This window comes from Amycolatopsis sp. PS_44_ISF1, assembly GCF_032335455.1.
Lineage (GTDB): Bacteria > Actinomycetota > Actinomycetes > Mycobacteriales > Pseudonocardiaceae > Amycolatopsis.
On the sequence record NZ_JANUXO010000002.1, the window covers coordinates 491,765 to 508,275 of the forward strand.

The following is a 16,511-nucleotide window of genomic DNA, read 5'->3' on the forward strand; positions in this document are numbered from 1 at the left end:
GTTAGCGGCCTGTCTCGGCGCACCGCGCGCGGCAGTGCCGTTAACGGCCGGTGAAGGTCGCCTTGCCCGGACCGTCGGTGAGGAACGACTTGACCGCGGCCCGCAGGTCTTCGGTGTCGAACAGCTCGGCGGCGATCGAGGTGACGTGGGCGTTGGCCTCCGGTACCCCGCCGTGCTCGAAGTGCGCGAGGATCCGCTTGGTGGCCAGGTGGGCCCGGGTCGGGCCGGTCGCCAGGCCGGTGGCGAACGCGCGCGCGGCCGCGTCGAAACCCTCGTCCGGGAGCACCCGGTTGACCACGTTCCAGCGCTCCAGCGTGCCGGCGTCGTAGGTTTCGCCGGTGTAGACGAACTCCTTGGCCCGCGCGACGCCCGCCCGCGCGGCCAGGCGCTGGGTGCCGCCCATCGTCGGGGTCAGCCCGACCACCCGCTCCACCAGGCCGAACTTCGCCCGCGACGCCGCGAGCAACAGGTCGCAGGCCACCGCGACCTCGAACGCCCAGGTCAGGCACAGCCCGTGGGCGGCGAACACGGTCGGGAACGGCAGCGCGGCGATGCGGTCCGGCACGGTCAGCAACCGGTCGAAGAACTCCTTCGCCTCGGCGACCGAGCCCTGGGCGTCGAACAGCGACACGTCCACGCCACCGCTGACGATCTTGCCCTCGGCCCGGATCAGCAACGCCCGCGCCGGTTCCGCCTCCAGCTCAGCGATCGCGGTGAGCAGGTCCTCCTGCAGCTCGAGGGTGTAGAGGTTGAGCGGCGGTGCGTCGATGGTCAGCACGGCCAGGCCGCTGTCTTCTCGATCCAAGCGGGTCATGCCTTCTCCTCAGGGTCGGCGCGGTCGGCGCGTTCTTCGAGCAGCCCGTCCCAGCACCGCTGGGCCTCCGGCCGCCACTCGACGTGCTTGCGGTGGAACAGTTCCGCGGCCTTCGCCCCGCTCCACCCGGGCGGCAGCAGCTCGGCCGGCAGCCGCGGGTCCAGGAACGGGAAGCGGCGCCATTCGTGCACCAGCTCGGTCTGCGCGCGCAGCGCGGCGCGGGCGCCGGCGGGGCGCAGCCCGGTGAACCGGTCGATGAAGTCCTCGTAGCGGTCGGTCAGCTCGGACAGGTCCCAGGACCGGGCGACCATGTCGTCCTGCTCGCCGACCTCGCCGTAGGCCGCGGTGAACGACATGGCCTGCGCGTCCAGGCCCAGCTCGGTGACGATCTGCCGGGCCTCGGGCTGCCGGCTCGGGTCGGGGCTGATCCAGACACCGGCCACCGGGGAGCCGAAGCCGGCCCAGGTCAGCCGGGTGCGCAGACGGTGGCGCAGGTCCCGCTTGGCCTCCGGCACCGAGACGATCAGCATCAGCCAGCGGCCGTCCCAGCTCAGCCCGGCGCGGCCGAACTCGTAGATCCGCCGGGCCCCCTCGGTCAGCAGCCGCCGCCCGGGCGGGGTCAGCGACCAGCGCACCCGGCGCCCGATCCGCTCGGACACCAGCCAGCCCTCGGCCGAGGACCGCGCCAGCGCCTGGCGCGCGGACTTCTCCTCGACGTCGAGCAGGCCCAGCACGTCGACGAGCAGGGAGGTCCAGACCGGCCGGTCCCGCGGCAGCACATACTCGCCCAGCACGGTCATCAGCAGGGAGCGGGCGCTGGCGTGGCTGACTTCGCGCCTGCGGCTGACCGTCGGCCGGGGCGGGGCGACGCGGGGCTCGTGCGGCTCGTGCGGCTTCGCCCGCCGGCTGACCGGGATGGCGGGTTCCGCCCTGAGTTCCACGACCTCACTGCTCCCTAGGATCGACAACCCGCCCAGGGTACCCACTCCGAGTGACCGAGAGGACACTCGACACACACCCGGCCGGGCCCGGTCCCGGCGGCCGCGCGGCCGGGCACCCGTAGACTCCGGCCTCAAATGAGCGCAACGATCGTGGCGAAGGACCTGGCCTCGGGCCACGGTGACCGCACCCTGTTCTCCGGCCTCGACCTGGTCGTGGCCCCCGGCGACGTGGTCGGGCTGGTCGGGGTGAACGGCGCCGGCAAGTCGACCCTGCTGCGCACGCTGGCCGGTCGGCAGCGCCCGGAGTCGGGCACGGTGCGGCTGAACCCGCCCACCGCCACGGTCGGTCACCTGCCGCAGGAGCCCGAGCGGCGGGCGGGGGAGTCGGTGCGGGACTTCCTGGCGCGGCGCACCGGCGTCGCCGCCGCGCAGGCCGAGCTGGACTCCGCGACCGAGGCGCTCACCGCGGGTGAGAACGGGTCCGACGACAGTTACGCCGCGGCGCTGGACCGCTGGCTCGCCCTGGGCGGAGCCGACCTGGACGAGCGCTGCGCCGAGGTCGCCGCGGACCTCGGCCTGGCCGTCGACCTGGACCAGCCGATGGTCTCGCTGTCCGGCGGGCAGGCCGCGCGCGCCGGGCTGGCTTCGCTGCTGCTGAGCCGGTACGACATCTTCCTGCTCGACGAGCCGACCAACGACCTGGACCTCGACGGGCTGGCCCGGCTCGAGCGGTTCGTCACCGGCCTGCGCGCGGCGACCGTGCTGGTCAGCCACGACCGCGAGTTCCTGGCCCGCACCGTGGACCGGGTGGTCGAGCTGGACCTGGCGCAGCAGCAGGTCCGCGCATACGGCGGTGGTTACGAGTCGTACCTGGAAGAGCGCGAGGTGGCACGCCGGCACGCGCGCGAGGACTACGAGGAGTACGCCGGCACCCGCGCCGCGCTGGAGGCCCGGGCGGGCATGCAGCGCGCGTGGATGGAGAAGGGCGTCAAGAACGCGCGGCGCAAGGCGCCCGACAACGACAAGGTGGGCCGCAAGTTCCGCACCGAGGCCACGGAGAAGCAGGCGTCGAAGGCCCGCCAGACCGACCGGATGATCGAACGGCTCGAAGTGGTCGAGGAGCCCCGCAAGGAGTGGGAGCTGCGGATGGAGATCGCCGCGGCCCCCCGCGCCGGGGCGGTCGTGGCCACGCTGCGCGGCGCCGTGGTGCGGCGCGACGGCTTCACCCTCGGCCCGGTCGACCTGCAGGTGGACTGGGCCGACAAGGTCGCCATCACCGGCGCCAACGGCGCGGGCAAGTCGACCCTGCTGGCCGCGCTGCTCGGCCGGCTGCCGCTGGACGAGGGCAGCGCGGCACTCGGCCCCGGCGTCGTGGTCGGCGAGGTCGACCAGGCCCGGCGGCTGTTCCTGGCCGACGAACCGCTTTCGGACGCCTTCTCCCGCGAAGTCCCTTCGCTGCCGGACGCGGAGGTGCGCACCCTGCTGGCGAAGTTCGGCTTGAAGGCGGCGCACGTGCTGCGCCCCGCGGAGACGCTCTCGCCGGGTGAGCGCACGCGCGCCGCCCTGGCCCTGCTGCAGGCTCGCGGTGTCAACCTGCTGGTGCTCGACGAGCCGACCAACCACCTGGACCTGCCGGCGATCGAACAGCTCGAGTCCGCTTTGGACCGTTACCCGGGCACCCTGCTGCTGGTCACCCACGACCGCCGCATGCTCGACGCGGTCTCGGTCACCCGCCGCCTGGAAGTGGCCGGCGGCCGGGTGACCGAGGTCTGACCCGGCGCGCGGCGGCCGGTCCGCACGGCCGGCGGGGTTCGCCCGCAGCACCGGCCCGCGCGGGCCGGGCCTCACGAGGGCCGGTCGGTGAGGTACCCGCCCATCGTGGTGAAGTGGTCGGCCGCGGCCAGTTCCGTGCCGTCGGCGGTGCGGACGCGCTCGACGAGCAGCCCGGGGGAGTGCCCGCGCCGGGCCTCGGGCCCGGCGACGACCACCACCCCGGCTCCCTCCCCGATGAAGATCCGGCCCGGGGTCCCGCCGTAGTTCCCGGCCGAGACCGAGGCCCGGACGATCCGCAGCGGCTCGCCGCGGTGGTAGGCGAAGGCGCTGGGGTACGGGTCGGACTGGGCGCGCACCAGCCGGTCGATGTCCTCGGCCGGCCAGGTCCAGTCGATCAGGCTGTCGCGGGCCGCGCGCTTGTGGAAGAAGCTCGCCTTCGACCGGTCCTGCACCACCGGGACCACGCGGCCCGTCCCGATCAGCTCGATGGCCTCGGTGGTGACCGGCGCGATCAGGTCCACGGTGCGGTGGAACAGGTCCGTGGTGGTGTCGCGCGGCCCGACCGGTACCGCGCGCTGCACGACGATGTCGCCCGCGTCCAGCTCGGCGTTCATCAGGTGGGCGGTCACGCCGACTTCCGGCTCGCCGTTGAGCAGCGCCCAGATCAGCGGCGAGAAGCCGGCGTAGGCCGGCAGCAGGGAGTCGTGCACGTTGAGGGTGCCGTGGCGGGGCAGGGAGAAGATCTCCGGCGGCAGCCAGGTCCGCCAGTTGTTCGCCACGATCAGGTCCGGCCCGGCCGCCTTCAGCTCGGCCAGCAGCTCGGCGTCGCCGGGCCGGGTGCGCAGCAGCGTGCGGATGCCGTGCGCCTGGGCCAGGTCGGCGATGGAGTCGGACCAGATCTTCTCGTAGGCGTGGCCGCTCTTCGGGTGCGTGACGACGAGGGCGACCTCGTGGCCCGCGTCGATCAGCGCTCGCAGGGTGCGGTGTCCCCAGGTCTGGTAGCCGAACATGGCCACGCGCATCGGCAGTGCCCTTCGTGGTCGGGGGATGAACATCACCTCCAAAGTACTAGCTGAGCCTGTCCTAACTTAGGTTAGGGTTTCCTGGTCTTTTCGTCGTCGAGGACCGAGATGCGGCAGGGCCGCGCTAGGGGACTTTCATGTCACGAGCAGTGGCCGAGGGCCAGGTGCCGGTGTACGACGTGGTCGGGGTGGGTTTCGGCCCGTCGAACCTGGCGCTGGCCATCGCGCTGACCGAGCACAACGCGAGTGGCGCGGACACCGTGACCGCGCACTTCCTGGAGTGCCAGAGCGGGTTCGGCTGGCACCGCGGGATGCTGATCGACACCGCGACCATGCAGGTCTCCTTCCTCAAGGACCTGGTGACGATGCGCAACCCGGCCAGCGGCTTCAGCTTCCTGAGCTACCTGCACGCCCGGGGCCGGCTGGTCGACTTCATCAACCACAAGAACCTGTTCCCGCTGCGCGTGGAGTTCCACGACTACTTCGAGTGGGCCGCGGCCAAGGTCGACGACCTGGTCTCCTACGGCACCGAGGTGCTGTCGGTGAAGCCGGTGCTCGACGGCGAACAGGTGGCCTACTTCGACGTGGTCGCGCGCTCCGGTGGCGACACGGTCGAGCTGCGCGCGCGGAACCTGGTGCTGGGCACCGGCCTGCGGCCGAACCTGCCCGCGGGCGTCACCGCGAGCGAGCGGGTGTGGCACAACAGCGGCCTGCTGCACCGCGTGGAGGCCTTGCGCGGCACCGATCCCCGCCGGTTCGTGGTGGTCGGCGCCGGGCAGAGCGCGGCCGAGGTCGCGGCGCTGCTGCACGACGAGTTCCCGCGGGCCGAGGTCTGCGCGGTCTTCTCCCGCTACGGCTACAGCCCGGCCGACGACAGCTCGTTCGCCAACCGGATCTTCGATCCCGAAGCGGTGGACCGGTTCTACGCTTCGAGCGAGCCGGTCAAGCAGCGGCTGATGCGCTACCACGGCGCGACCAACTACTCCGCGGTCGACCTCGAGCTGATCGACGAGCTGTACCGGCGCGTCTACCGCGAGAAGGTGCTGGGCGTCGAGCGGCTGCGGTTGTTCAACGTCTCGCGCCCGGCGGAGGTGACCGACCACGGCACCCACGTGCGCGCCGTGGTCGAGTCGCTGGACACCGCCGAGCGCACCGAGCTGGACGCCGACGCCGTGGTGTACGCCACCGGTTACCGGCCGGCCGATCCGACGCCGCTGCTCGGCGAGCTGGCCGCCGCCTGCCTGCGCGACGGCGACGGGCGGCTGCGCGTCGAGCGCGACTACCGGATCACCACCGGCGTGACCCTGCGCGGCGGGCTGTACCTGCAGGGCGGCACCGAGCACACGCACGGCATCACCTCCTCGCTGCTGTCCAACACGGCCGTGCGGGTCGGCGAGATCCTGGCGTCCATTGTGGACCGCAAAGCGGCGGCGGCCGGCCGGTCCGATTACGCGGTGAGCGCCACCCGCTGACCGCGCACCCGGCCGGCGGGTTCGGCCGCGAGCCGACGGGAAAGGCCCGCCCGGGGCGATCCGGGCGGGCCCTGCTCGTCGGCCGGGGGTTGGTCAGCCGGCGGGCTTGACCTCGGTGGCCGGGTTGCCGTCGGCCGCCGCCGAGAGCTGCGGAACGAGGCGCTGCAACTGGTAGGGCAGGCTCAGCACGCTGACGAACGAGGTCGCGCTGCCGTAGGTGCTCGCGTTCTCGATGAACACCTCGCGCTTCTGCTTCGCGACGTTCAGGCTGGAGTACAGCTTGTCCTTGGCCAGGGTGGCCTGGTCGGTGGCGACGTTGTCGACGATCCAGACCAGCGCGTCCACGTTCAGCAGGTCGGTGCGCTCGGCGCTGATGTTCGCGCCGAACTTGTCCCCGATGGCCTGGTCGAGGTTCGCGGGCAGGGTGAAGCCGAGGTCGGTCAGGGTGCGGGAGCGCAGGTCCTCGCGGCCGTAGACGAAGTAGCCGTTGTACAGCGTGGCCATCAGCGCCGTCTTGCCGGCGAACTCGGGATGCGCCTGGCGGGTCCGGGCGAACTGGTCCTCCACGCCCTGCACCAGCCGGTCGGCCTCCTTGGCCTGGCCGACCGCCCGGCCGATCGCCTTGGTCTCCTCCGGCCACGGGATGCCGTAGTCCCGGTACTGCTTCGGCTGCGCGACCGTCGGGGCGATCTTCGACAGCGTCGTGTACTGCTCCTGGGTCAGCGCCGAGTACAGGCCGAGGATCAGGTCCGGCTTCAGCGCGGCGATCTTCTCGAACTGCGGGCCGTCGGTGCTCTTCAGCACGGTCGGCACCGGTGCGCTGCCGAGCTTGTCCTTGGCCCACGGGCCGATCGCGCCGGGGAAGCCGCCCAGGTACTCCGTGGTGCCGACCGGGACCACGCCCAGCGCCAGCAGCGCGTCCTGCTCGGTGAGCCCGACGGTGACCACCCGCTTCGGTGCCTTCTCGATCTTGGTCGAGCCGTACTTGTGGTCGAGGGTGACCGGGAAGGCGCCCGGGTCCGTCGCGCCGGCCGGTGCCCCCGGCGTGGCCGCGGGGTCGGAGCCGGAGCCGCAGGCGGTCAGCGCGCCGGCCAGCAGGAGCGCCGAGGTCAGCGCCCCGGCGATCCGGGCGCGCCCGCGCGCGGCGGACAGGAGGGGGATGCGGGCCATCATCGGTCCTTTGCGGTCGATCTCGATTAATCAGGTTTGGCTAACCTAAGACGTGGGCCGGTCCGGGCGCAAGGCGGACGGCTGCGGCGCCGCTCACGTCCGGGCGGACGGCGCTCAGCCGGTGACGGCCCGCTGCCCGGACCAGGCGGCCCACAGCGCGGCGTACGGGCCACCCGCGGCGACCAGCTCGTCGTGCGTCCCGCTCTCCACCACCGCACCCGCGTCCAGGACCACGATCCGGTCCGACGCCGCCGCCTGGGTGAGCCGGTGCGCCACGACCAGTCCGGTCCGCCCGGACAGGGCCGCCGCCGCGGCCGCTTCGAGCGTCTTCGCGCCCGCGCTGCCCGCTTCGGCGGTGGCCTCGTCCAGGATCGCCACCGGCGGGTCGGCCAGCACCAGCCGGGCCAGCGCGAGCTGCTGCGCCTGGGTGACGGTGAGCTGGTGCCCGCCCTCGCCGACCACCGTCGCGAGCCCGTCCGGCAGCGCCTCGGCCCAGCCGAGCGCGCCGACCCCGGTCAACGCCGCCCGCAGTCGTTCCTCATCCGCCTCGGGGCGGGCGAGGCGCAGGTCGTCGGCCAGGGTGCCGCTGAACACGTGCACCTCCTGGCTGATCAGCGCGACCGTGCGCCGGGTCCGGGCCGGGCCCAGCTCGTGGAGCGGGACGCCGCCGAGCGCCACCGTGCCGGAGCCGGCCCGGTGGACCCCGGCCACGAGCCGGGCCAGCGTGGTCTTGCCCGCTCCGCTCGCGCCGACCAGCGCGACGCGCTCGCCGGGGGAGAGGTCGAGGTCGACCTCCCGCAGCACCGGGTGACCGTCCACATAGGAGTGACCGACCGCGACAGCCCGGACCGAGGCGTCCGCCGGCTGCCCGGGCCGCGGCGGTTCGGCCGGCGCGGGCAGGTCGGCCACGCCGATCAGCCGGGCCAGGCCGGCGGCCGCCGCCTGCGCGTCGTCGACCAGGGCCAGCGCGACGTTGATCGGGTTGAACAGGCTGTGGAAGTAGAGCGCGGCGGCGGTGGCGACCCCGACGCTCACCAGGTTCGCGCCCACCAACAGGTAACCGGTGGCCAGCACGGCGGACAGGCCGACGAACTCGGCCAGGTTCAGCCGGGCGAAGAACCGCGTCACCAGCCGGACCCCGCGCAGCGCCAGCTCCACCGCGCCCTCGGACCGCGCCCGTACGCGCTCCACGTGCTGATCGGCCAGCCGGAACGCGCGCACGGTCTTGGCGCCGCCGATGGTGTCGAGCAGCTGTTGCTGCTGTGCGCCGACCGCGGCGCGTTGCGCGGCGTAGAGCGGCTTCGCCCGCCCCACGTACCAGCGCACGGTGTGCAGCTGGATCGGCGCGGCCAGCAGCGCGGCGATCAGGAACCGCCAGTCGAGCAGCGCCATCGCGCCCAGCGTCAGCCCGATGGTCAGCCCGGCGCGGACCAGCTCCGGCAGGGCCTCGCGCACCGCTTCGGCGACCACCGAGACGTCGTTGGTGACGCGGGTGGTCAGGTCGCCGGAGCCGGCCCGCTCGACCCGCTCCAGCGGCAGGCCCAGCGCGCGGTCGACGAACCGCTCGCGCAGGTCGGCCAGCACGGTTTCGCCGAGCCGGGCGAGCATCGAGACCCCCAGCGCGGTCGCGATCGCCGAGCCCACGGCGACCAGCACCAGCCCCACCACCGGTCCGGCCAGTGCGGAGGCCGGCCGGTGCTGCGCGACCAGGTCGACGACCCGGCCCAGCAGCGGCGCGGTGACCAGGCCGATCGCCGTGGCACCGGCGATGAAGGCGAACGAGCCGAACGCGCGGCCCTTCGACCGGCGCAGCAGTTCGGCCAGCACCGCCCGGATCCGGGGGCCGTCGGCTACGGGCAGCAGTTCCCGTCCGGTCACGACAGCACCGCCGCGCGGTAGTCGGCGCGCTCGCGGACCAGCCCGGCGTGCTCGCCCTCGGCGACCACGCGGCCGTCCTCCAGCAGCACCACCCGCCCGGCCACCGCGAGCAGCGCCGGGCTGGTGGTGATCACGATCGTGGTGCGGCCGCGGCGGAGCCGGGCGACCCCGCCGGCGATCCGGGCCTCGGTCACCGTGTCCACCGCCGTGGTCGGATCGTGCAGCACCAGCACCGGGGCGTCCCGGGCCAGCGCCCGGGCGAGCGCGACGCGCTGGCGCTGCCCGCCCGAGAGCGACCGGCCGCGTTCGGTGAGCACGGTGGCCACCCCGGCGGGCAGCGTGCCGGCCACCTCGTCGGCGGCCGCCGCGGCCAGCACGCCCTCGGGCAGCACCGCCGCCCCCGCGCGCACGTTCTCCTCCACGGTGCCTTCGAACAGGCCGGCGTCGTGCGCGGCGACCAGCACGACCTCCCGCACCCGGTCCGGATCCACTGTGGACAGATCGGCCGCGTCGACCCGCACCGCGCCCGCGGCCGGGTCGGTGAACCGGCCGAGGCAGTCGAGCAGGTCGGTGGCCGCGGCGGGGTCGGTGGTGACCACGCCGAGCAGTTCGCCCGGGGCCACGGTGAGGTCCAGCCCGTGCAGCTTCCCGTGCGTGAGGCCGCGCAGCTCGACCCGGCCGGCCGCGGGCGAGGGCAGTCCCGCCGTCCCGCCCGGCACGGCCGGCGGCGCGTTCAGCACGGCCGCGACCCGCCCGGCCGAGGCCCGGCCCTGCGCCAGCTGCCCGTTGACCCAGGCGAAGATCGAGAACGGCGTCTGCAGGAACTGGGCCAGCCCGACCGCCGCGACCAGGTCGCCGACGGTGATCTCGCCGTGCGCCGCGAGCCGGCCGCCGACCAGGGCGACCAGCGCGATGAAGACGCCGGTCAGCGCGAGCAGCGCGCCGTTGTGCCAGGCCTGCGCGCGGGCCGCCCGCACCGTGGCCCGCAGGGAGTCCTGGCTCCTGCCGCGGTAGCGGGCGACCGCGGCGGGCTCGGCGCCGAGGCCCTTGAGCACCCGCAGTCCCGCGACCAGGTCGGCGGCCACCCCGGAGGCGCGGGCCGCGCGCTCCTGTTCGACCTCGCTGCGCCGTTCGAGCGGCTTTCCGACCAGGTGGGCCAGGTACAGCAGCGGCGGGGTGCCCAGCAGCACGAGCAGCCCCAGCGGGACGGACATGCGCAGCAGCACGACCGCGCTCACCACCAGCCCGGCGAGCGCGGAGAAGCCGAAGGGCAGCGCGGCGCCGACCAAGCCGACCCGGCGCGCGTCGGAGGTGCCGACGCTCGCGAGCTCACCGGTCAGCGCACCGGTTTCCGCGCCGCCGCGCGGGTCCAGCACCCGGCGGCCGAGCCGCAGCCGGAGGTCGTGCGCGGCGCGTTCCGAAGCGCGCTCGGCCGCCCGCGCGCCCCAGCGGTAGCTGAAGGACAGCACCAGGAACACCCCGCCGAGCACCGCCAGCCACGCCGCGAGCGTGAGCACCGGGCTGCCGGTGCCGCCGGTGCTGCCTGCCACGGCGCGGTCGAGCACCACGCCGATCACCACCGGCACCAGCGCTTCGCCGCCCTGGTGGGCGGCGGCCAGCACGGCGGCGAGCGCCACCGGCCCCCGCTGCCCGGCGATCGCGCCGCGCAGCACGTCCCGCCCGGTGGTCGTTGCGGCCGTCGTCACCGCTGCCCTCCGATCAATCCCACCCGCGTTGCGCAATGATAGGTAAGGCTAGTCTAAGAACGGCGCCCGATGAGGTCCCGGTCCCCAGGAGGTTTCGTGGTCGTGAGCACCAGCCCGCCCGGGCCGCGGGCGGATCCGCAGTCCCCGCCGCGCGCGCGGACCCGGGCCCTGCGCGGGGCCGGCCTGCTGGGCGCCGTGGGCGTGCTCGTGCTGGTCGGGCTGCTGAGCGTCTGGGTCGGCTCCAAGGGCATCCCGTTCGCGTCCACCTGGTCGGTGCTGTGGCACAACGATGGCACCCCCGACGCGGTGATCATCCACGACCAGCGCATCCCGCGGACGCTGCTGGGCGCGCTCGTCGGCGCCGCCCTCGGCCTGGCCGGCGCGGTGATGCAGGCGCTGACCCGCAACCCGCTGGCCGACCCGGGCCTGCTCGGGGTGAACAACGGCGCCGCGGCCGCGGTGGTCTCGGCCATCGCCTTCGCCGGGGTGAGCGGGGTGCTGGGCTACGTCTGGTTCGCCTTCCTCGGCGCGGCCGCCGCCTCGGTGGTGGTCTACCTGCTCGGCACGGCCGGGCGCGCGGGCGCGACGCCGGACCGGCTGGTGATGTCCGGCGCGGCGCTGACCGCGGTGCTGCAGGCCTACATCGGCGCGGTGCTGCTGATCGACCCGGACACCTTCAACCAGTTCCGGTTCTGGAACGTCGGCTCGCTCAGCGGCCGTCGCGGCGACGTGCTGCTGCAGGTCTCCCCGTTCATCGCGGCCGGCATCGTCCTGGCGCTGCTGCTCGCGCGGCCGTTGAACGTGCTCGCGCTGGGCGAGCAGACCGGCCGGGCGCTCGGCGCGCACATCGGCCGCACGCGGGTGCTCGGCGCGATCGCGGTGACGCTGCTGTGCGGCGCCGCCACCGCGGCGATCGGGCCGGTCGCGTTCATCGGGCTGGCCGTGCCCCAGGCCGTGCGGATCCTGGTCGGCCCGGACCAGCGGTGGGTGCTGCCGTATTCGATGGTGCTCGCCCCGGTGCTGCTGATCGGCGCCGACGTGGCCGGGCGCGTGCTCAACCCGCCGGAAGAGCTCCAGGTGGGCATCGTGACCGCGTTCCTGGGCGCGCCGGTGTTCATCGCGCTGTGCCGCCGGCGGAAGCTGGCCCGCCTGTGAGCGCGGTGAAGGAGAAGCCGGCCCGGACCGGCCGGGGGACGCCGCGCGCGGTGGTCGTGGCGATCGTGTTGGCGGTGCTGGTGTTCCTGCTCAGCGCGGTGAGCATGACGACCGGGGACTACCCGCTTTCACTGGGCGAAGTGGTGAAGACGCTGTTCGGCTTCGGCGACGCCGGGACCGAGTTCGTCGTGACGACGTTGCGCCTGCCGCGGCTGCTGGTGGCGCTGCTGGTCGGCGCGGCGCTCGGGGTCAGCGGCGGGGTACTGCAGAGCCTGTCCGGGAACCCGCTCGGCAGTCCCGACGTCATCGGCTTCACCGAGGGCTCGGCGACCGGCGCGCTGCTGGTGATCGTGCTGGCCCACGGCAGCTCCTCCTCCGTGGCGCTCGGCGCGCTGGCCGGCGGGCTGCTGACCGCGCTGGTGGTCGGGCTGCTGGCGTTCCGCCGGGGGGTGGCCGGGTTCCGGCTGATCCTGGTCGGCATCGGCGTGGCGGCCATGCTGACCGCGGTCAACTCGTACCTGATCACCCGCGCTTCGCTGCAGGACGCCTACTCCGCGCAGGCCTGGCTGGTCGGCGGCCTGAACGGGCGAGGGTGGGAGGAGGCCGGGCCGGTCGGCCTCGCCGTGGTGGTCCTGCTGCCGATCGCCTTCGCCCACGGGCGGCGGCTTTCCCTGCTGGAGATGGGCGACGACTCGGCCAAGGGCCTCGGCGTGCCGGTCGAGCGCACCCGCCTGGTGATGATCGCGGTGAGCGTCACGCTGTGCGCGGTCGCCACCGCCGCGGCCGGGCCGATCGCCTTCGTGGCCTTGGCGGCCCCGCAACTGGCCAAGCGCCTCGCCCGCTCGGCGCGGCCCGCGCTGGGGTCGGCCGCGCTGATGGGCGCGCTGCTGCTGGTGGCCAGCGATCTGGTGACCCGGCTGGCGTTCGGCGAAGAAGGGCTGCCGGTGGGCATCGCCATCGGCGCCATCGGCGGGCTGTACCTGATGTGGCTGCTCTCGAGCCAGTGGCGGCGCAACCGGGGCTGAGCCGGGGTCCGTGCTCTCCGAAGGCGGTCCCCGGCGCCCATCACCGCGGGGCGGCGGTCTCCGGCTCGGCCGGGGCGGGCTCGCCGAAGCGGGCCAGGGCCAGCGCGGCGGCGACGGCCAGCACGAACCCGGCCGCGGCGACCAGCGCGAAGCCCGGACGGGTGCGGTCGCCCAGCAGGACGATGCCGATCAGGGAGGGCAGCACGGTCTCGCCGAGCACCATCATCGCCGTGGCCGTGGTGACGCTGCCGCGTTGCAGGGCGGTGGCGTAGAACAGCATCGCCAGCCCGCCCGCGACGGCGACCACGTAGAGCGCCGGGTCGGCGAGCAGGTCCAGCGGGGCCAGGCTGGGCAGCACCCGGCCGGAGATCGCGACCACGCCGAAGCACAGTCCGGCGACCAGGCCCAGCGCCGGCGTCCGCACGCGACGGCTCGCGCGGCCCGCGGCGACACCGGCCAGCCCGAGCACCACGACGGCGCCCGCGAGCACCAGGCGGAAGTTCAGCCCCACCTCGCTGGAACCCTCGCTCGCGGCCGAGCCGCCGAGCAGCGCCAGCCCGGCGCACACCACGGCCACGGCCGTCCACTCGCGGACCCCGAGCCGCACACCGAACACCCGCGCGGCCACCGCCGTCACCGCGAGGCTGGCCGCCTGCGCCGCCTGCACGACGAACAGCGGCAGCACGTGCAGCGCGGCGATCTGCGCGACGAAGCCGACCACGTCCAAGCCGAGCCCGAGCACGAACTTCCCCTGCCGCAACACCTGCAGCAGCAGCCGGGGATCCACCCCCGACCCCGCGTCCGGCGCCGCCTTGGCCGCGACGGCCTGCATCACCGACGCCACGCCGTAGGCCACCGCGGAAAGCAACGCGCACAACAGTCCCCACACCATGATCCCCACCCTAGGCCGGAGACCCGGTGGCGCGCGGCCCGCCGTGCCGAACGCCCGTTCGAGGTCGGCGCGGGCTTGGTCTGGACCGTTCGCCGAAGAGCCGGCCCGGCCGGGCGAACTGGACGCCGGCGAGTGGCCGGGGGCGGCTAGGCTGCCCGGTATGGCAGACCAGCTGTACTTCCGCCAACTGCTCGCCGGCCGGGACTTCGCGGTGGGCGACCCGGTCGCCACGCAGATGGTCAACTTCGCCTACCTGATCGGCGATCGCGAAACCGGGGAAGCGGTGCTGGTCGACCCCGCCTACGCGGTGCGGGACCTGCTGGACGTGCTGGCCGCCGACGGGATGCGGCTCACCGGTGTGCTCGCCACGCACTACCACGCCGACCACGTCGGCGGGGAGCTGATGGGGCTGGCGCTGCCGGGCATCGCCGAACTGCTCGCGGTCGAGCCGGTGCCGATCCACGTGCAGGCCGAGGAAGCCGAGTGGGTGCGCCGCGCCACCGGCGTCTCCGCCACCGACCTGACCACCCACGGCCACGACGAAGTGCTGGACGTCGGCTCGGTCGGCATCCGCCTGCTGCACACCCCCGGGCACACCCCGGGCAGCCAGTGCTTCCTGGTCGGCGACCGCCTCGTCTCCGGCGACACGCTGTTCCTCGAAGGCTGCGGGCGCACCGACTTCCCGGGCGGCGACGCCGAGGCCATCTTCCACAGCCTGCAGGGGCTCGCCGGGCTGCCGGGCGACCCGGTGGTCTGCCCGGGCCACCAGTACTCGGCCGAGCCCTCGGCCCCGTTGTCTTCGGTGAAGCAGTCGAACTTCGTCTTCCGGCCGCGTTCGACGGCCGAATGGCACCGGATGTTCGGCGGCTGATCCGGCCGGTCCGGATCTTCCGCTGTGCCGTGCCACCGCAGCGGTCTCGGACGACTGGGCCGAACCGTTGTGCCGCCGCGCCGAGGCGGTACAACCCGGCCCGGGGTTTCACTGCCTGGGAGCCGGCCGCCGCCCGTTGACTTCGCCTCCCGGTGACTCGATGCTCGGGTCAGGACGCGCCCGCAGAAGGGCGCATCCCGTTCCCCTGTAACGAAAACCCCCGGGAGAAATCCGTGTCGGTCTCCACCACGGGCGTGCTGCCGCGCCCCGCGCCCGCCGCCGCACCGCGACGGTCGCGGTGGCGGCCGTCGCTGCGCCGCTGGATCAGCCCGGTCGCGCTGCTGGTCGCCTGGCAGGTGTCCAGCGCCACCGGGGTGCTGCCACCGGACAAGCTGAGTTCACCGTGGACAGTGCTGCGGAGCGCGGTCGAAGTGACGCGCAGCGGTGAGCTGGGCGACGCGTTCGTCGTTTCGCTCGGCCGCGTCGGCGCGGGATTCGCGCTCGGCGCCACGGCCGGTGTGCTCCTCGGGATCGTGGCCGGGCTCTCGCGCTGGGGCGAGGCGCTGGTCGACCCGCCGGTGCAGATGCTGCGCACCCTGCCGTTCCTCGGGCTGATCCCGTTGTTCATCCTGTGGTTCGGCATCGGTGAGGAGACGAAGATCGTGCTCGTCGCGCTCGGCGTCGCCTTCCCGCTCTACCTGAACGTCCACTCGGGAATCCGGTCCGCGGACGAGCGGCTGGCCGAGGCGGCGCGGGCCCTCGGGTTCACCCGGGCCGAACGGCTGTGGCACGTGGTGCTGCCCGGCGCGCTGCCGCAGGCGCTGGTGGGGCTGCGGCAGTCGCTCGGGCTGGCCTGGCTCGCGCTGATCGTCGGCGAGACGGTGAACGCGGACTCCGGGGTCGGCTACCTGATCACCAACGCCCGTGAATTCCTCCGCACCGACGTGGTGGTGGTCGGCCTGATCGTGTACGCGGTGCTCGGCCTGGTCACCGACGCGCTGGTGCGCCTGCTGGAACGGAGGGCCCTGCGATGGCGAGCCCGCTGACCACGCCGGTGGCCCAGGCCCGGGGCCTGACCCGGCGCTTCGGTGACCGCACCGTCCTGAATGGACTCGACCTGGAGATCGGCCGAGGCGAGTTCGTGGCCCTGCTCGGCCGCAGCGGCTCCGGCAAGTCCACGCTGCTGAAGGTTCTCGCCGGGCTGGACGACGCGGCCGAGGGCACCGCCGAGGTCCACGGCACGGTGTCCGTCGCCTTCCAGCAGCCGCGGCTGCTGCCGTGGCGCCGGGTCTGGCGCAACGTGGTGCTCGGGCTGCGCCGTGAGGGCCGGTCCCGGTCACGTGAGCGCCCGGTCGCCGAACGCGCGCTCGAAGAGGTGCGCCTGGCCGGCCACGCCGACGACTGGCCGCTGACGCTGTCCGGCGGTGAGGCGCAACGGCTTTCGCTCGCCCGGGCCCTCGTGCGCGAGCCGGACCTGCTGCTGCTCGACGAGCCGTTCGGCGCGCTCGACGCGCTCACCCGGATCGCCATGCACCGGCTGGTCGAAGACCTCTGGCGCCGGCACGCGCCCGCCGTGCTGCTGGTGACCCACGACGTCGACGAGGCCCTGCTGCTCGCCGACCGGGTCCTCGTGCTCGGCGAGGGCCGGATCATCGCCGAACACTTCCTCGACCGGCCCCGGCCGAGGACCCCCGCCGACCACGCCGGGGTGCGCACGCGCGTCCTGGCCGACCTGGGAGTGACCGAAGGTGCACCTGCGTGATGTGACGGCCGTGACGGCCGCGGCCCTGCT

Annotated in this window: 14 protein-coding genes; 7 read left to right on the forward strand and 7 right to left on the reverse strand. The window is 74.2% G+C overall.

Features of this window, described 5'->3' with window-relative positions; genetic code table 11:
- Positions 1-40 precede the first annotated feature (40 nt).
- Both NYF13_RS16960 and NYF13_RS16965 read right to left on the reverse strand, forming a co-directional pair.
- The gene (locus tag NYF13_RS16960; protein WP_315657977.1) at positions 41-814 is read right to left on the reverse strand and encodes an enoyl-CoA hydratase/isomerase family protein; all 774 of its coding nucleotides are present in this window, start codon (positions 812-814) and stop codon (positions 41-43) included.
- Positions 811-1,620 carry a PaaX family transcriptional regulator C-terminal domain-containing protein gene (locus NYF13_RS16965; RefSeq protein WP_315660339.1) on the reverse strand — a complete coding sequence of 270 codons (810 nt, stop codon included), beginning with the start codon at positions 1,618-1,620 and terminating at the stop codon, positions 811-813. The genes NYF13_RS16960 and NYF13_RS16965 overlap by 4 nt, the downstream gene beginning before the upstream one ends.
- A gap of 270 nt (positions 1,621-1,890) precedes the next feature.
- Between NYF13_RS16965 and NYF13_RS16970 the strand changes: the two genes are divergently transcribed.
- Positions 1,891-3,528, forward strand: coding sequence for an ABC-F family ATP-binding cassette domain-containing protein (locus NYF13_RS16970; protein ID WP_315657979.1), 1,638 nt, complete (start codon positions 1,891-1,893; stop codon positions 3,526-3,528).
- 71 nt (positions 3,529-3,599) lie between these two features.
- Here the strand turns inward: NYF13_RS16970 and NYF13_RS16975 are convergent, their stop codons facing one another.
- Complete coding sequence (locus tag NYF13_RS16975; RefSeq protein ID WP_315660340.1) at positions 3,600-4,550, reverse strand: methionyl-tRNA formyltransferase; 951 nt, start codon at positions 4,548-4,550, stop codon at positions 3,600-3,602.
- A 137-nt stretch (positions 4,551-4,687) separates the two neighbouring features.
- Here NYF13_RS16975 and NYF13_RS16980 point away from each other — a divergent pair, with 137 nt between their 5' ends.
- Positions 4,688-6,022: a lysine N(6)-hydroxylase/L-ornithine N(5)-oxygenase family protein gene (locus tag NYF13_RS16980; RefSeq protein WP_315657980.1), complete on the forward strand. Its 1,335-nt coding sequence runs from the start codon at positions 4,688-4,690 to the stop codon at positions 6,020-6,022.
- A gap of 93 nt (positions 6,023-6,115) precedes the next feature.
- Here the strand turns inward: NYF13_RS16980 and NYF13_RS16985 are convergent, their stop codons facing one another.
- The 3 genes from NYF13_RS16985 to NYF13_RS16995 form a co-directional block, all read right to left on the reverse strand.
- Positions 6,116-7,192, reverse strand: a complete 1,077-nt coding sequence (locus tag NYF13_RS16985; protein WP_315657981.1) for an iron-siderophore ABC transporter substrate-binding protein — start codon at positions 7,190-7,192, stop codon at positions 6,116-6,118.
- A gap of 114 nt (positions 7,193-7,306) precedes the next feature.
- Complete coding sequence (locus tag NYF13_RS16990) at positions 7,307-9,070, reverse strand: ABC transporter ATP-binding protein (protein WP_315657982.1); 1,764 nt, start codon at positions 9,068-9,070, stop codon at positions 7,307-7,309.
- A complete protein-coding gene (locus NYF13_RS16995) occupies positions 9,067-10,776 on the reverse strand; it encodes an ABC transporter ATP-binding protein (protein ID WP_315657984.1) in 1,710 nt (569 codons plus the stop codon). The genes NYF13_RS16990 and NYF13_RS16995 overlap by 4 nt, the downstream gene beginning before the upstream one ends.
- 69 nt (positions 10,777-10,845) lie before the next feature.
- On the opposite strand from NYF13_RS16995, the gene NYF13_RS17000 reads away from it, so the two are divergent.
- Positions 10,846-11,931, forward strand: coding sequence for a FecCD family ABC transporter permease (locus NYF13_RS17000; protein WP_396287481.1), 1,086 nt, complete (start codon positions 10,846-10,848; stop codon positions 11,929-11,931).
- Positions 11,928-12,956 carry an iron chelate uptake ABC transporter family permease subunit gene (locus NYF13_RS17005; protein ID WP_315657985.1) on the forward strand — a complete coding sequence of 343 codons (1,029 nt, stop codon included), beginning with the start codon at positions 11,928-11,930 and terminating at the stop codon, positions 12,954-12,956. Before NYF13_RS17000 ends, NYF13_RS17005 begins: the two co-directional genes overlap by 4 nt.
- Positions 12,957-12,996: 40 nt before the next feature.
- On the opposite strand, the gene NYF13_RS17010 is transcribed toward NYF13_RS17005, so the two are convergent.
- On the reverse strand, positions 12,997-13,848 hold the full coding sequence (locus tag NYF13_RS17010; protein ID WP_315657986.1) for a hypothetical protein: 852 nt from the start codon (positions 13,846-13,848) through the stop codon (positions 12,997-12,999).
- 160 nt (positions 13,849-14,008) lie between these two features.
- Between NYF13_RS17010 and NYF13_RS17015 the strand changes: the two genes are divergently transcribed.
- The 3 genes from NYF13_RS17015 (at position 14,009) to NYF13_RS17025 (ending at position 16,481) form a co-directional block, all read left to right on the forward strand.
- Entirely contained in the window at positions 14,009-14,719 is a 711-nt protein-coding gene (locus tag NYF13_RS17015) for an MBL fold metallo-hydrolase (protein ID WP_315657987.1), read from the forward strand.
- A 233-nt stretch (positions 14,720-14,952) separates the two neighbouring features.
- Positions 14,953-15,765 (forward strand): ABC transporter permease, encoded by an 813-nt coding sequence (locus tag NYF13_RS17020; RefSeq protein ID WP_315657988.1) that lies wholly within the window; start codon positions 14,953-14,955, stop codon positions 15,763-15,765.
- Positions 15,750-16,481 (forward strand): ABC transporter ATP-binding protein, encoded by a 732-nt coding sequence (locus NYF13_RS17025; protein ID WP_315657989.1) that lies wholly within the window; start codon positions 15,750-15,752, stop codon positions 16,479-16,481. Before NYF13_RS17020 ends, NYF13_RS17025 begins: the two co-directional genes overlap by 16 nt.
- Positions 16,482-16,511 lie beyond the last annotated feature (30 nt).

Bases quoted from the DNA above. Each gene is read 5' to 3' on its own strand.
- NYF13_RS16975 (WP_315660340.1), bottom strand. From the start codon at position 4,550: ATGCGCGTGGCCATGTTCGGCTACCAGACCTGGGGACACCGCACCCTG.
- NYF13_RS17025 (WP_315657989.1), top strand. From the start codon at position 15,750: ATGGCGAGCCCGCTGACCACGCCGGTGGCCCAGGCCCGGGGCCTGACC.
- NYF13_RS16960 (WP_315657977.1), bottom strand. From the start codon at position 814: ATGACCCGCTTGGATCGAGAAGACAGCGGCCTGGCCGTGCTGACCATC.
- NYF13_RS16970 (WP_315657979.1), top strand. From the start codon at position 1,891: ATGAGCGCAACGATCGTGGCGAAGGACCTGGCCTCGGGCCACGGTGAC.
- NYF13_RS17015 (WP_315657987.1), top strand. From the start codon at position 14,009: ATGGCAGACCAGCTGTACTTCCGCCAACTGCTCGCCGGCCGGGACTTC.
- NYF13_RS16980 (WP_315657980.1), top strand. From the start codon at position 4,688: ATGTCACGAGCAGTGGCCGAGGGCCAGGTGCCGGTGTACGACGTGGTC.
- NYF13_RS17010 (WP_315657986.1), bottom strand. From the start codon at position 13,848: ATGGTGTGGGGACTGTTGTGCGCGTTGCTTTCCGCGGTGGCCTACGGC.
- NYF13_RS17000 (WP_396287481.1), top strand. From the start codon at position 10,846: ATGAGGTCCCGGTCCCCAGGAGGTTTCGTGGTCGTGAGCACCAGCCCG.
- NYF13_RS16985 (WP_315657981.1), bottom strand. From the start codon at position 7,192: ATGGCCCGCATCCCCCTCCTGTCCGCCGCGCGCGGGCGCGCCCGGATC.